The organism is Paenibacillus xylanilyticus, from assembly GCF_013359935.1.
Taxonomy (GTDB): Bacteria; Bacillota; Bacilli; order Paenibacillales; family Paenibacillaceae; genus Paenibacillus; species Paenibacillus xylanilyticus.
Genome location: NZ_JABMCB010000159.1, coordinates 117,899 through 132,784, shown reverse-complemented (window position 1 = coordinate 132,784; position 14,886 = coordinate 117,899). Strand labels below are relative to the sequence as shown.

The following is a 14,886-nucleotide window of genomic DNA, read 5'->3' as shown; positions in this document are numbered from 1 at the left end:
TCCCAGTGTGGCCGATCACCCTCTCAGGTCGGCTACGCATCGTCGCCTTGGTGAGCCGTTACCTCACCAACTAGCTAATGCGCCGCAGGCCCATCCTCAAGTGACAGATTGCTCCGTCTTTCCAGCTCCCTTCAGGCGAAGAAAGCAAGTATTCGGTATTAGCTACCGTTTCCGGTAGTTGTCCCAAGCTTGAGGGCAGGTTGCCTACGTGTTACTCACCCGTCCGCCGCTAAGTATCAAGGAAGCAAGCTTCCTATCAACTCCGCTCGACTTGCATGTATTAGGCATGCCGCCAGCGTTCGTCCTGAGCCAGGATCAAACTCTCCAATAAAGATGAATTTCAGCAGCGCGGTTAAACGCTATGAAAATCATCTGGGGTATTGAAAAGAGCGATTAGCTCATTTTGAATCTGACGATTCATTGTAAATCATAAGTTACTTTTCCATTTGTTCAGTTTTCAAGGAACTTGTTGTCCGTTTCTGTCGACGTTTGCCAACCGGACAGGATATTTATTATATCATGTTAACCAACTATCTGTCAACACTCTTTTTCGTCATCATTCAAACTCTTTCGACAATCACTCGTTTGAAGCGACAAGAAATAATATACCATGATCCAATTTAATTAGCAAGCACTTTTTCAATGTTTCTTTAAACTGCGCTTCTTATCTATTTTGCCAGATAAACATTCGTCTTCATCGTTGTCAGATGCCATTGTATATAACGTTGCTCTAATGAACCCGTTTGATGTGAGTGATCCAAAACTTCTATAATGAGGTATATACAATAAAGAGATAGCAATGACATAACATCATCTTATACCGTTCTTCATCTTGGCCGCTTATTACATAGGAAGATTTACTGCTTATTACTCCATTTGAGGTGATTACATTTGAAACAGTGGCTGGAGAATATTCGCAAAGGGTACGGCAAGAAACTTTTGTCTATCCACGCTTGGAACGCCTGGATCGTTGTCATCCTTGCCATCTCGGGTCTTATGTTAGTCGGTGGCTTCTGGCGTGAAATACTCGGTATTGGACGCGTATGGTTAAAATGGCTTCATATTATTGTTGGCTTGGCAATGCTGGCACCCGTTGTGTATTACTTGCTTCTGGCAAGTAAACACTGGAAACAATTACGGAACAGACCGTGGCAAAAAGTGAACACAATCATCGTGCTTGCACTCCTGGTTGGCTGGCTGATCTCAGGTATAGTATTATGGCAGTTCAAACTTACAGGACCACGGTGGTCCAATGCCGCACTGCTTATTCATGATTTGCTTACCTGGGTGGGTCTGCCCTATATTATCTACCACTCCATCACCCGGACCAAATGGTTAAAAGATTCTTCGCGCCGTGCGGTGAAAGCATCCTCATCGTTGGAAGGCACCAGTCATACAGCTGACTTAGCAGGCACATCTGACGAAAATGCAACAGCAGCTGCCACTGCACTCTCATCTCTTGGAACGGAGCGTGCCTCCGGGGAAAAATCACCTGATCAGCCTGAGAAACCCCAACCCGTTTATACACGGCGTGCGTTTATCCGGTCAGCAGTAGGTGTGGTATTAGTCGTAACTCTCGGCCCTACCTTTGTATCCTGGGTTGGACGGAATCTTAGCATCGATAACAGCATCGATAGCATGCTGGAGAATGACCCTAATCGGTTGAATCCTTTACCGCAACCTGCAGCTGCCTCTTCACCTCCCATTGGAGGAGGAGCAGAAGGTCATTTCCGGGTATATACGGTAACTCCCATCCCTTCCTTTTCGAATGAAAACTGGTCATTCCGGATCGATGGGCTTGTTGAACGGGCACAGGTTTGGAACTGGGAACAGTTCGTGAAGCTCGCGCGCACCGTACAGGTCAGTGATTTTCACTGTGTAACTGGCTGGTCTGTGTATAAGAATACCTGGGAGGGTATCTCACTCAAACAACTTCTGACTCAAGCCGGGGTAAAACCTGAAGCACATAGTGTGAAGTTCTATTCCGGAGATGGGGTTTATACGGATGCCATTACGATGGATCAAGCACAAATGGACGATATCATGGTGGCCGTCATGCATGATGGCAAGCCCATTCCAGCAGATCTTGGCGGGCCGGTTCGACTTGTTATTCCTCAGATGTATGCCTATAAGTCGGTAAAATGGTTGAATCGCATCGAACTCATCGACAGTGAACATATTGGTTACTGGGAAGAACGAGGATATGACAAGGATGCATGGCTTACCGGCGCATCTCAGCGGATCCCCAATATCAGTTAATCCGAGTTAACAAATGTCGAGCACTTTAACTATGAAAAATAATTACAGATAGACAGCAAAACCCCCGATTGACCTATTTGTGGTCTGTCGGGGGTTCTTTGTGATTTCATCGGCTCTCAGGTTAGCCCTGCTGATTCAAAAGTCGAACAAGTTCATCCTCATCCTCAATCGTTGGGATGCCCAGGTCATGCGCTTTGGCCAGCTTACTGCCTGCCTTCTCTCCCGCAATGACGAGGTCTGTCTTTTTGGAGACACTGCCAGTCACCTTCGCTCCCAAGGCCTCAAGTCTTTGCGTTGCCTCGTCTCGCGTCAGTTGATGCAGGGTTCCGGTCAGCACGACCGTTTTGCCACTGAAGAAGGAGTCTTCCACAACAGCTGCGGGAGCCTCAGGTGCCTGAGCTTTCACGCCCAAATCCAGCATCTTCTCTATGGCAGCCTGAGTAAACGGATCTGCGAAGAACGTCACGATACTTTCCGCAACAATGCCGCCTACATCTGGTAGTTCAACCAGTTCTTCGACGGTTGCATTCATAATGGCATGCAGATCACGATAATGGTCAGCCAGCATGCGTGTCGTTGATTTACCAGTATTCGGAATACCCAGTGCGTACAGGAATGAAGCCAGGTCACGATCCTTACTATGCTCCAGCGCAGCGAGAAGGTTATTCGCTTTCTTTTCACCAAACCGCTCCAGCTTCACCAAGTCATCAAACTGCAATGTGTACAGATCAGCCGGTTCACGCACGCTCAACTCATCGTACAGCTGAATCGCTGTCTTCTCACTGAATGTCTCAATGTCCATCGCATCACGGGAAGCAAAATGAGAGATTCGGGCCACGGTCTGCGGTTTACAAGCCAATTTGTTATTACAGAACAGATGAGCACCGCGCTGCTCGAGCGGGAAGCCGCAAGCCGGGCACTGCTCTGGATATATGATCTCTTCACCATCACTCTCTTCGGTCACTTTACCCAGGATCTCAGGAATGACGTCATTGGAACGGCGGATAAAGACACGTGTGCCCAAGGCAAACTTCAGGTTTTTGCGCTCGATATCGCCCACATTGTTCAATGTGCAGTTCGAAACCGTTACTCCAGCAAGTTCAACCGGTTCTACGCGAGCCAGCGGAGTCACCTTGCCGGTACGGCCAACATTCCATACAACGGAGTTGAGAACGGTTGTGGTCTCTTCTGCCTCAAATTTATATGCCACAGCCCAGCGTGGGAACTTATCCGTATAACCCAGCACTTCACGTGTGCGCATGTCGGTAATTTTGATAACAGCCCCATCAATCAGGTAGTCGAGCTGTCCCCGATTCTCCTGAATGGCGGCAAGCTGTTCCATCACATCATCGAATTCATGAAAGTACGTAATCGATGGATTAACTTTGAAGCGGTTCTCCCGTAGGAAATCCATCATCTCTTGATGATTGGCAAATTGAATATCGTCCGAGTACCCTACGTTGTAAAAATACGCATTAAGCCGACGCTCTGCCGTCGTTTTCGGATTCAGGTTGCGCAGAGCTCCGGCTGCTGCGTTACGGGCGTTTTTGAGCGGCTCCGCTGCTGTTTCATTGTACCGGTTCAGGACAGACAGATTCATGATGCCTTCACCCTGCACTTCGATCGTACCGTCGGTATACGGGATTTTGAGCGGGACGGATTTGATCGTTTTCACTTGTGCCAAAATCCCCTCGCCTACGGTTCCGTTCCCCCGTGTAGAGGCCTGCACCAATTCACCATTAGTATATGTCAGGTTCAGGGTCAGCCCATCGAACTTCAACTCGATCACATAGCCAGGTTCCGGTAACCGATTATCCGGGTTTTTGCTGTTATAGTCATTCACCAACTTCAGCACACGGGTATTCCAGCTTCGCAGCTGCTCGATGTTTTGGGCTTTGTCCAAGCTCCAGAGCGGGGAAAGGTGACGATGCGGGATAAACCCCTTCAGCAGTTCGCCACCGACACGCTGTGTTGGAGAATCAGGCAAAACCATCCCGCTCTCCTGTTCAAGCGTAACCAGTTCGTCATACAGGAGATCATATTCCTTGTCACTGATCTGCGGCTGATCCATCGTGTAGTACTGATAATTATGCTGGTTCAGCTCGGTCACGAGTTGCTCCATCCGGTGCATCGGGTCCATACAGGGCCATCCCTCCGTTAATTTAATCTATGTAGAACGAACACTCAAAATTGCACTTGAACTAAGTTGACAGAACAACTTTTCGATCGCTGTTATCCCCAGATTTCGTTAATTACTTTTAAAGGGGGAAAACCGGGGATAAAGGCGAAGAGTATGCTTACGAAGCAGCTTTCCTTAGGAAAGCTTTTAGCTTCACTTCTTCAAGTTATTTCTGCCCTCTTCGTTATTGTGCAATATTGAAGTTTCGTTCTTAATCTATTCTACTTTGGTAATTGGGGCAAATCCGGCGAGCAAGCGTTTCACACCTACTGGAGCCGGGAATGCAATCTGCAGTTCCGTGTCATTGCCGGTACCTTTCACCGCAACAATGGTACCTGTACCCCATTTGCCATGCTGTACTTTATCTCCTGCTTTAAAGCCTGCTTCACTATTCGAAGCTGCAGGCTTGGAGGCAGATGATGGCGCAGCATATGTTGAGCGGGAGGTACTTGTGGTCACACGGGAAGTTGGCGTCGATGCCGTAGCCGAGGAACCGCTTCTGCTCTGCTGCTCAAAGAGCTTGGCTGCACTGCCGCCACCAAAGTTGCTTCCGCCACTGGAGCCGAGTCCACGGCCACCGTACGATCCTCCGGCATTAGCACCACGACGGTAACGATCACGGGTAATAGAAGTATCTTCTTTTAGCTCATCCGGAATTTCATCCAGGAAGCGGGAAGGCGGGTTCGCCGTTGTTCGTCCAAACAAGGTACGCATCTGGGCACACGACAGGAATAGCTGTTCTTCTGCACGTGTAATCCCTACATAAGCAAGTCTGCGCTCTTCCTCCAGCTCTTCATTATCCATAAAGGCCCGGCTGTGTGGGAAGACACCTTCCTCCATACCCACGATAAAGACAACCGGGAACTCTAGACCTTTGGCACTGTGCATCGTCATCAGGGTAACCGCGTCGCTCTGATCCTCTTCATCATCGTTCATGCTGTCGATATCTGCAATGAGTGCCAGGTCAGTGAGGAACGAGACCAGCGTTTTGTCTTCATTATTTTTCTCGAATTCCATCGTCACGGAAAGGAACTCTTCAATGTTTTCCAAACGTGCACGGGATTCGAGCGTATTTTCGTTTTGCATCTCGAGACGATATTGACTCATCTCCAGAATCTTTTCGGTCAGTTCGGTTACGGACAGATACTCTACCATCTGATGCAGCGCGGCAATCATGTCATAGAACTCCACCAGCGCGTTCCGCGTGCGGCCCGCGAACCCAAGATCGTCCACGACCTGAAGCACACGAAAAATGGAAATTCCACGCTCTCCCGCTGCAGCTGCCAGCTTCGCCACGGTTGTATCACCGATGCTACGTTTAGGCACATTAATAATTCGGGTGAGGCTGATGTCATCGTCGGGGTTGGATAACAGGCGCAGATACGCCAGAATGTCCTTGATCTCTTTACGATCATAGAACTTGATGCCGCCGACAATCTGGTACGGAATATCAGACTTGATCAGAATTTCCTCTATAACCCGGGACTGTGCGTTGGTACGGTACAAAATGGCATGATTTTGATAGGATTTGCCGTTCTTCACATTTTTACTAATCTCGGAGGTTACAAAGTATCCCTCATCATGCTCGGAGTCTGCACGGTACACCTTGATCTTCGAGCCACCCTCTTTGTCCGTCCACAGCTTCTTCGGCTTACGACCGGAGTTGAGGCCAATAACCTCATTCGCTGCATTCAGGATGTTGGACGTCGAACGGTAATTCTGCTCCAGCATAATGGTCTGTGCCTCTGGATAGTCTTTCTCAAAGTTCAGGATGTTGCTGATATCGGCACCGCGCCAGCGATAGATCGACTGGTCACTATCCCCTACAACGCAGATCCGATGATGGCTGTCAGCCAGCATGCGGCACAGCATGTACTGCGCACGGTTCGTATCCTGATACTCATCGACGTGAATGTATTGGAATTTCTTTTGATAAAAGTCGAGGACTTCCGGCACTTCTTTGAACAGTTGAATGGTCGCCATAATGAGATCGTCGAAGTCGAGCGAATTGTTGGCTCTCAGACGTTTCTGGTACATTTTATATACCTTCGCCACAATGCCTTCAAAATAGTCGCCAGCCTGCTTCTCATACTGGTCGGGACCGATCAGTTCATTTTTCGCGGTACTCATCATCGCCTGAACGGCTTTTGGTTCGAATTTCTTGGTGTCGATATTCTGGTCTTTCATACAACTGCGAATGACGGATAATTGGTCGGATGAGTCCAAGATACTGAAGTTCGAAGTAAAACCAATCCGTTCAATGTCGCGGCGCAGAATGCGTACACACATGGAGTGGAATGTGGATACCCAGATGTCGCGGCCCTGTGAGCCACCAACGAGCTGGGAAACCCGGTCCTGCATCTCACGAGCGGCTTTGTTCGTAAACGTAATCGCCAAAATGCCCCAAGGAGGTGTCTTGCGTGTTGCGATAAGGTAGGCAATCCGGTGTGTCAGCACCCGGGTTTTACCACTGCCCGCTCCGGCCATAATCAGTAACGGTCCATCGGTTGCCTCGACGGCTTGCCGCTGAGGGGTGTTAAGCCGTGCCACGGCATCATGTATATTTACAGGTTGCATGCATGCATGCTCCTTTCGTTGGTTGATCGATATATAGCACAATGAAGGGTTACACTTGCCACTCCGATGACAGAATAAGCTTCCGATCGCTGTTATTCCCGAATTTTTTTGATTCACTTTTATAAGGTAAAAATCCGGTAATAAAGGCGAGCGCTCTGCTTCTTCAGCTTACTTCTGTCCTCTACGTTTTCGTGTAAACGTAATTGTGCTTAATATAACTTTTTAAGTTAGTAGGGCAAAGTTCTATTTTAACAGATCGTAAGGGGAAATTGGGAGAATGGTAAACTAAACCGATTAAATGGTTCCTTTCACGGCTTGTACCGTCTGGAGCGCCTTATCCAAATCACTGTAAACAATGTTGCCCACAACGACGGTGTCTGCCACCTGAGCTGCTTGTGCTGCTTTATCCGGGTTGTCGATTCCCCCGCCATAAATGAGATGTGCGCGATCCAGTTGTCTATGCGTCTCACCAACCAGCTCCATATCTCCAAACGTTCCGCTGTACTCCATATATACAATAGGAAGATTGAGCAGTCGCTCTGCAGCCTGGGCATACGCCACCGCAGCCCCTGTAGTCAGCTCCGTGTCGGCTCCAGTCAAACGCGCTACGGTGGAGTCCGCATTAAGTACGATATACCCCTCGGCAATCAACAGGTCCCACGGGATAAGGTAACCAAACCGTTCGATGGCTTGTTGGTGATGCCCAATCATCCATTTGCTGTCCGTTGCATTCAGCACCATCGGGATCAGATATCCGTCAAAACCAGGGACAACCGCCTCCAGATCGGATACTTCCAGCACACAGGGCAGCTCGTAGCGACGCACGCGGGACATCAGGTCTACCGTGTTATCATAGGTGATTCCCGAAGATCCTCCAACGATAATAGCATCGGTCCCCGACATACATACCAGATCGAGTGCTTCATCCGTGATTTCCCGGTCCGGGTCGAGCTTAAATACGTGTCTCCACTGCTTAATCATGTCTATCAACGAACATTCCTCCAGAGGTTCTTCTGCATCCTAAAAAGCTTGTAAACTAAGTCTAAGTCAGCAGGCAGTGAGTGTCAATGTTCGCATAAAAAGGGGAACAAAAAATCACAGACTTTTCCCTATAAAACGCTGGAATCAGTCTGTAATTTTGAAGAGAAGGTTGTTATATCGTGCTATGAATCAATCAAACAAGTATTGAGTAATGAAAGTCTACTTATTTCGGTGATTGGAATGAGAAACTTATCCATGTTTAAGTTTAGAGTGAGGTGGATTTAGTGCCATGATCCTTCAAAGATGGCTACTTGTGCTTGCATAGCAGGTGCAGTGAAAGTTTTGATTTGCAACATACAGATATTACGGCTTCCAGGCAAAACGTGTATTCATCTGATCCAACTCCTGCTCGGTCAACACATCTGAATAGACGCCGTAAACACCCCACTTTTCATAGTTGGCCACCTGTTCGGTGTCATTAATCGTATGCACGTAAGTAACGGCACCCGCCTTCTTGAGCTTGGTGACGAAATTCTGGTTTACTTTATATTCGGGCATGGTTACGGCATCGATGTCATTGTTCTCCACAAAATCAACGACCTGCGCTTCCGTATCCTGCGTGGCATAGAGGGTATAGATAATAGAAGGGAACGCATAGATTTCTTTCACGGTGTGCAGCATTGGCTCATTATAAATCTGCACGACGATGCGATCCAGTACGGAAGGATCCTTCTTTTGGGCAGCGTTGACGAGAGAAGAGAGCACCTGCTGAATATCCTCATCCTTCTGCTCCTTGGTATCCGTTACGATATACATATCTGGATATTGCGACAGCACATTAATGATGCCGTCCGCGTCCATGGGTTGGTAAATGCCCAAAATCGGTGTATTCATAAATTCATCATGTGTGAGCGCCCCTGCCTGTTTGTCTTCCGGAAGCTCCTCCTCCTGACCCAGCAGTTTGCTCATATTGGCAGTCCATTCATGCCTGGCTACAGCTACACGATCTGAAGTAAGCATGAAGTCGATCTCAAACACTCGTGTGCCCTTCTCGTAATTCGCAATCATCGCTTCATAGGCGTTGGTATAAGGCTGATCACGAATACTGCCCATGGCGTGGGCAATCAGTCGGTAGGCTGTAAATCCGTCGTGCTGTTCCTCGCTTTGACTCTCATAGGCAAAAAAGAGGGTGCCCACGGTAACGATCAATAGTGTGATGACGGCGGCGATTCGTTTCATATGATGTTCACATCCTTTAGGAGTGAGATTGGGGAGAGGAAGTGTGTAGCTAATAAGATATGACAGCGTATGTGCGGGATTTCCTTTTTGATAGCTAACTACCCTAATTGGTGAGGAGTAAAACAAAAAAGCCGCCCGAAGGCAGCTGTTAAATGGTGGTACTGTTTAATTTGTTGAATCTAATAAGCATTCTTGAGGCCATTTCGAATGGTTTCCCATATGATTTTGATATCAAATAATAAAGACCAGTTTTCAATATAAAAGATATCCTGTTCGATCCGATCCTCGATGGACGTATCTCCTCTTAAGCCCTTACTCTGCGCCAATCCCGTAATTCCCGGGCGAACATGATGTTTAATCATGTACTTCGGAATTTCATCCCGGAATTGATTCACGTAGTACGGACGTTCCGGTCGTGGACCCACTATACTCATATGACCCAACAGCACGTTGAAGAATTGAGGCAGTTCATCCAGGCTGGTGCGTCTAATAAATGTGCCGAATGCCGTCCGACGAGGATCATCCTTCGTTGACCAACCCGTGTCGACTACGCCTTCAGGAATGACTTTCATGGAGCGGAATTTAAACATCATGAAGTTTCGTCTGTTGAGACCAACACGTTCCTGTTTGAAGATGACTGGCCCAGGCGACGTCAATCGTACGCCCAGTGCAACGATGGCCATTACTGGAGAAGTCAGGATGATAGCGACGAGAGAGAACAGAATATCGAATACACGCTTCATCAGTCGGTTTACCGCCATATCCAGCGGGATATCACGCACGTTGATCATCGGCATACCAGCGAAGTTATCGAAGTGAGGACGGGCCGGAAGATAATCAAAGAAGTCTGGGATAATCAGTGTCCGCACTCCAGCCTTCTCGCACACCTCAATAATATTTGGATACTTGTCGTGGGCATCCAAAGGAAGTGCAAGAATAACTTCGTCGATCATATGAGACGACAAAATTTGTTCCAACTGATCAATGCACCCCAAGATAGGTTTGTAGTGCTGCTGCTCCTCTTGATCCCAATGCCGATAATCATCAAGAAAACCATATACTTCATATCCGAGGTCCGGATAACTACGAAGATTATTATAGAACCGTTTGCCAAGAGAACCTGCTCCCAGAATTAATACAAATTGACGGTTGAATCCTTTTTTGCGGAGTCTTCTGAGTTGAAGTTTTACGATATAACGATAGATCAAGGTGAAGGCAACGTTGCCGATCATGTACATGGCCAGATATGCACGAGAGATGTCGACTTCCTTGAAGAAGAACATTAAGCTCATTAGCATAAAAAAGGCGATACCATGGACCTGAACCAATTTCATAAATTCATCTACAAAACGTTTCTTCCGTTTAGGCATATAAAGGGAGGACATCACACCCACAATGACGGAAAGTCCCCCGTATACTAAGCTCCATGCAAAGTACTTCTCAATTGGCAACGAACCATGGTTGATTAGCAGTTCACTTTCAAACTTCATCCACCAAGCCACTAAGAAGGAAAACTGTATCACCATGAAATCTGCCGCAATGTACAGTTGGGTCAAAAATTGCTGATTACGACGAATCATGTTTTCACCTCGGAAGATGTCTCATGAACTGCTGCCGTATGGCCGGATGCTGATTCTTTTTGTGGACCCGGCCGAACTAGTTTGTTGCTGATCAGAGACAAAGAAAATTTTAGTGAAATGCCGAACCATACGGCTGTGTTGGTCAAAAGGCCATAGCGCTTGGCATAATGTTTACGATGAAAAACCCACATTGCCCTATGAAACTCATAAATGATTTTCATAGGTTTGCGCCGGGCACTCCCACCCTTATAATGCACAATATATGTACGCGGGTAATAATAAATACCCCAGCCCGCCTCTTTGATGCGGTAACACCAGTCGATATCTTCCCCATACATAAAGAATGTCTCATCCAACCCACCTACTTGGTCGATGGTCTCCCGGCGCACAAGCATGAACGCACCGACAAGACAGTCAACCGGATATTCATCATCCGGGCTGAGATGTCCGAGCTGATACTGGTTAAACTTCGGACGATCAGGAAACATCCGCGAGATGCCAAATGCGTAATAAAATGATGCCGATGGCGTGGGAAATCCCCTCTTGCACGCTTTATCCAGGGAGCCATCAGGAAGGATGACCTTGCAGCCGGATGCTCCCATTTCAGGATGACGGTCCATGAACCCGACCATGGTATGAAGGGTGTCCGGATGTACCATGGTATCGGAGTTCAGCAGTAAAATGTAGCGCCCCTTGGCCACCTTAATGCCTTGATTGTTTGCTTTAGCAAACCCTGTATTGTCACGGTTAGCAATCAGTTGGACTTGAGGATATGCCTTCTGGATCGCTTGCACAGAATCATCTCGTGAGGCGTTGTCCACGACGATGATCTCGTAGGTGTATGACGTAACGGAGGCATAGACAGATCCCAAGCAATCCAATGTCAGCTGACGAGTATTATAGTTAACGATGATGATGCTGGCGTCGATCATTCGAGATGCTGTTGATTGTAAACCGACCGAATGGGCGGATTCTGATACTTGGATCATTTGTAAAACTCCTGACTTGTAATGCTTTATATAATAAATCGACTTTAAAATTAATAAAGTAGATCATGCTGAAAAGCCTAATGGCCATCACGTACCTAACGTGAGTATAACATATTTTGGGTGGAGTGGAGCAGACATATCCTTCTAGAGTTTACCTGCGATAATAACGAATTTAAGAACAACATCATCCAGAAAAGATTGTCTGTGAAAAGGCGTCTTACACGCGTACAAGGTTCTGCGAACCGCATTTTTTTGTAATATATGAAGTAAGCCTTTAATTTCTTCAATCTGTTTATTTGTTAGGCGATCTTCATACATAGTAAGAAACTGCCTTGCCTGTCTACTTAAAATATAATGGTTGTTCCCGTTCATAAATCGATCCAAACGCTTGCGCCATTTCTGGATCAAACCATCACGGCTTCCACCAAGTACATTACCTTGATGCTGCCGATACATAATAGTGAGATGCTCATCAAATATTACTTCACCGAAGGTACAGACATACAGATAAATCCACCAGTCGTGCATAATCAACTCATTTAATTCGGACGGCAGGCTGCCTCTGATCTGGTTAAACGTAATGTCATTCATAACCATCGTACACCCGACGCACGAATTTTCCACTAATGCATTATGAAGTGTAAGTGGTTTTTGGGGAACCTTGGGCCACACACCAATAGGGGTTAAATGCTGGTCTACCATCTGAGTAGAAGAACAATAGAGTAATGGAATTGCTGCATTCTTGGTCTGAAGTAGTGTAATTGCTCGAATGAGCTTATCTTGTTCCCACACGTCATCCTGATCACAAAAAGCGTAATAGTCAAACATGGGTGGTGAAGATCTCATCAATTCAAAGAAACTGCGAATGACCCCCAGATTGTGCTCTGAACGAATATGAATCCGGTCCGGGTATGCTTCTGCATATGGTCTCAACTTCTCCATTGTACCGTCTGTAGATCCATCGTCTCTTATATAGATTTGAGTCTCAACTTGCACTTGAGCTATCAGGCTATCCACCTGTTCATTGATATAGCGCTCACCGTTGTAGGTGGACATCATAATTAATACTTTGGGTTGTATCACATCGCACCTCATTCGATAACAGTAGATCATTCTCGTATAGATATTTACTCTATTATAAACGAAATCTCCCGCTCATAAGTTACTGGGCGGGAGATTAAAGTACTCAATTCTGTTCTATGTGTATTTCTTTCAGAAAATCTCGCAGTCCTTCCCGCCAAGGTCTAAGGTCATTTAAACCATTGGTACGGATCGACAAATGCTCCATCACCGAGTTTCGTGGTCGCGGGGCAGGACGGGGAAACTGATCAGTAGCACAAGGATCGACTTCAGCTTGAATATGGAACCCTGGGAATAACTGAGCCTCTTCAAAGATCGCTTGAGTGAATTCATACCATGTACATGCCCCACTGTTGGATGCGTGGTAGACACCGTACTTTTCAGTACTCATTAATTCCAGCAAAAAATGGGCCAAATCAACTGTATACGTAGGTGATCCCTTCTGGTCGTGTACAACTTGAAGCTTTGGTTTTTCCTGACCCAGTTTCAGCATCGTTTTGACAAAATTATTTCCGTAAACGCCATACACCCACGAAGTACGGACAATAAACCATCGGGAAGATAACGATTGTACCAGCACCTCTCCGGCACGCTTGGATTTGCCATAGATACTTTGCGGATTGGTGTTATCATATTCCTGATAAGGTACATCGGAGGTACCGTCGAATACATAATCCGTACTGATATAGATGAGCTTTGCTCCAGTCTGCTCAGCAGCTACCGCAATATTTCGGGTCCCTGTGGCATTGACTTGATATGCTCCGTCTACATCCGTCTCGGCGGCATCCACCGCGGTATAAGCCGCACAATGAATGACCACCTCTGGATGATATGTCGATATAACATTGTTGCATTCAACCTGATCCGTGATATCCAATTCATCGCGAGCACAAGCCAGAACGGAATGTCCCTCTTTTTCAAAAAGAAGCACCACATCGCGCCCCAGCTGTCCGTTGGCTCCAGTCACAAGCACCTTCATGCCTTGGCGTCTCCCAAACGAGAACCGTATTGCTTCTCATAGTAATCCTGGTAGGCCCCCGATTGGATACGCGTCCACCATTCCTTATTATCGAGATACCACTGGATGGTTTCCTTGATTCCCGTCTCAAAGTTATGCTTGGGCTTCCAGCCGAGTTCGGTCATCGTTTTGGTGGGGTCGATACCATATCTGCGATCATGTCCAGGTCGATCCTGCACATATTTGATTAGCGACTCGGGCTTGCCAAGCTGCTCCAGAATGGTCTTCACAATGTGCACGTTAGTCCGCTCGTTATTGCCACCAATATTGTACACCTCGCCATTGCGTCCCTGGTGAATGACCAGATCAATCGCGCTGCAATGGTCCTCTACATAAAGCCAATCCCGAATGTTCAGCCCGTCTCCGTACACAGGTAGAGCTTCATCATTCAACGCACGCGAGATCATGAGTGGAATGAGTTTCTCGGGGAACTGGAATGGTCCGTAGTTGTTGGAACAGCGCGTAATATTTACAGGAAGACCAAAGGTCTCGTGATAAGCACGTACCAATAGGTCTCCTCCTGCCTTGGAGGCAGAGTATGGACTATTGGGTTGAAGCGGAGTCTCTTCCGTAAACAATCCTGTAGGTCCGAGAGAACCGTACACTTCATCGGTTGAAACTTGGACAAACTTGGTGATATTGTGTTTTTTTGCAGCATCCAGTAATACCTGAGTACCATTGACGTTCGTTCTCACAAACACATCCGGTTCCAGGATACTGCGATCCACATGGGATTCGGCAGCAAAGTTAACCACCACATCCACGCCCTGACCGATCAGGCGGTCCATCTCCTTGGTATCAGTGATATCTGCTTTGACGAAGGTATGCCGCTTGTTGCCTTCAATTGATTTTAAGTTCTCCAGATTGCCCGCATATGTGAGTGCATCTACGTTGATAATCTCATAGTCTGGGTACTGCTCAAGCATATACATGACAAAGTTACTTCCAATAAATCCGGCGCCGCCGGTCACAAGCAGTTTCATA

Annotated in this window: 10 protein-coding genes and 1 rRNA gene; 1 reads left to right on the top strand and 10 read right to left on the bottom strand. The window is 47.1% G+C overall.

Annotation, left to right across the window (positions count from 1 at the left end):
- Positions 1-331 (bottom strand): 16S ribosomal RNA (locus HP552_RS06500); the annotation flags it as partial.
- 560 nt (positions 332-891) lie between these two features.
- Here HP552_RS06500 and HP552_RS06495 point away from each other — a divergent pair.
- On the top strand, positions 892-2,259 hold the full coding sequence (locus tag HP552_RS06495; RefSeq protein ID WP_175394749.1) for a molybdopterin-dependent oxidoreductase: 1,368 nt from the start codon (positions 892-894) through the stop codon (positions 2,257-2,259).
- Positions 2,260-2,380: 121 nt separating this feature from the next.
- Here HP552_RS06495 and ligA read toward each other — a convergent pair whose 3' ends face one another.
- The 9 genes from ligA to rfbB all read right to left on the bottom strand — a co-directional run bounded on the left by ligA (position 2,381) and on the right by rfbB (position 14,885).
- Positions 2,381-4,399 carry an NAD-dependent DNA ligase LigA gene (gene ligA / locus HP552_RS06490; RefSeq protein ID WP_175394748.1) on the bottom strand — a complete coding sequence of 673 codons (2,019 nt, stop codon included), beginning with the start codon at positions 4,397-4,399 and terminating at the stop codon, positions 2,381-2,383.
- Positions 4,400-4,654: 255 nt separating this feature from the next.
- Positions 4,655-7,015, bottom strand: a complete 2,361-nt coding sequence (gene pcrA, locus HP552_RS06485) for a DNA helicase PcrA (RefSeq protein ID WP_175394747.1) — start codon at positions 7,013-7,015, stop codon at positions 4,655-4,657.
- A gap of 294 nt (positions 7,016-7,309) precedes the next feature.
- A complete protein-coding gene (gene pcrB, locus HP552_RS06480) occupies positions 7,310-8,005 on the bottom strand; it encodes a heptaprenylglyceryl phosphate synthase (protein WP_175394746.1) in 696 nt (231 codons plus the stop codon).
- Between the two features lie 354 nt (positions 8,006-8,359).
- On the bottom strand, positions 8,360-9,235 hold the full coding sequence (locus tag HP552_RS06475) for a phosphatidylinositol-specific phospholipase C/glycerophosphodiester phosphodiesterase family protein (protein ID WP_175394745.1): 876 nt from the start codon (positions 9,233-9,235) through the stop codon (positions 8,360-8,362).
- 179 nt (positions 9,236-9,414) lie between these two features.
- Positions 9,415-10,815: an undecaprenyl-phosphate glucose phosphotransferase gene (locus HP552_RS06470; RefSeq protein WP_175394744.1), complete on the bottom strand. Its 1,401-nt coding sequence runs from the start codon at positions 10,813-10,815 to the stop codon at positions 9,415-9,417.
- Complete coding sequence (locus HP552_RS06465; RefSeq protein WP_175394756.1) at positions 10,812-11,744, bottom strand: glycosyltransferase family 2 protein; 933 nt, start codon at positions 11,742-11,744, stop codon at positions 10,812-10,814. Before HP552_RS06465 ends, HP552_RS06470 begins: the two co-directional genes overlap by 4 nt.
- Positions 11,745-11,948: 204 nt before the next feature.
- Positions 11,949-12,887, bottom strand: a complete 939-nt coding sequence (locus HP552_RS06460) for a glycosyltransferase family 2 protein (protein WP_312884220.1) — start codon at positions 12,885-12,887, stop codon at positions 11,949-11,951.
- A gap of 103 nt (positions 12,888-12,990) precedes the next feature.
- The gene (rfbD, locus tag HP552_RS06455) at positions 12,991-13,863 is read right to left on the bottom strand and encodes a dTDP-4-dehydrorhamnose reductase (protein WP_175394742.1); all 873 of its coding nucleotides are present in this window, start codon (positions 13,861-13,863) and stop codon (positions 12,991-12,993) included.
- Positions 13,860-14,885 (bottom strand): dTDP-glucose 4,6-dehydratase, encoded by a 1,026-nt coding sequence (rfbB, locus tag HP552_RS06450; RefSeq protein WP_175394741.1) that lies wholly within the window; start codon positions 14,883-14,885, stop codon positions 13,860-13,862. Before rfbB ends, rfbD begins: the two co-directional genes overlap by 4 nt.
- Position 14,886: the final 1 nt, after the last annotated feature.

Bases quoted from the DNA above. Each gene is read 5' to 3' on its own strand.
- rfbD (WP_175394742.1), bottom strand. From the start codon at position 13,863: ATGAAGGTGCTTGTGACTGGAGCCAACGGACAGCTGGGGCGCGATGTG.
- HP552_RS06475 (WP_175394745.1), bottom strand. From the start codon at position 9,235: ATGAAACGAATCGCCGCCGTCATCACACTATTGATCGTTACCGTGGGC.
- rfbB (WP_175394741.1), bottom strand. From the start codon at position 14,885: ATGAAACTGCTTGTGACCGGCGGCGCCGGATTTATTGGAAGTAACTTT.
- HP552_RS06470 (WP_175394744.1), bottom strand. From the start codon at position 10,815: ATGATTCGTCGTAATCAGCAATTTTTGACCCAACTGTACATTGCGGCA.
- ligA (WP_175394748.1), bottom strand. From the start codon at position 4,399: ATGGACCCGATGCACCGGATGGAGCAACTCGTGACCGAGCTGAACCAG.
- pcrA (WP_175394747.1), bottom strand. From the start codon at position 7,015: ATGCAACCTGTAAATATACATGATGCCGTGGCACGGCTTAACACCCCT.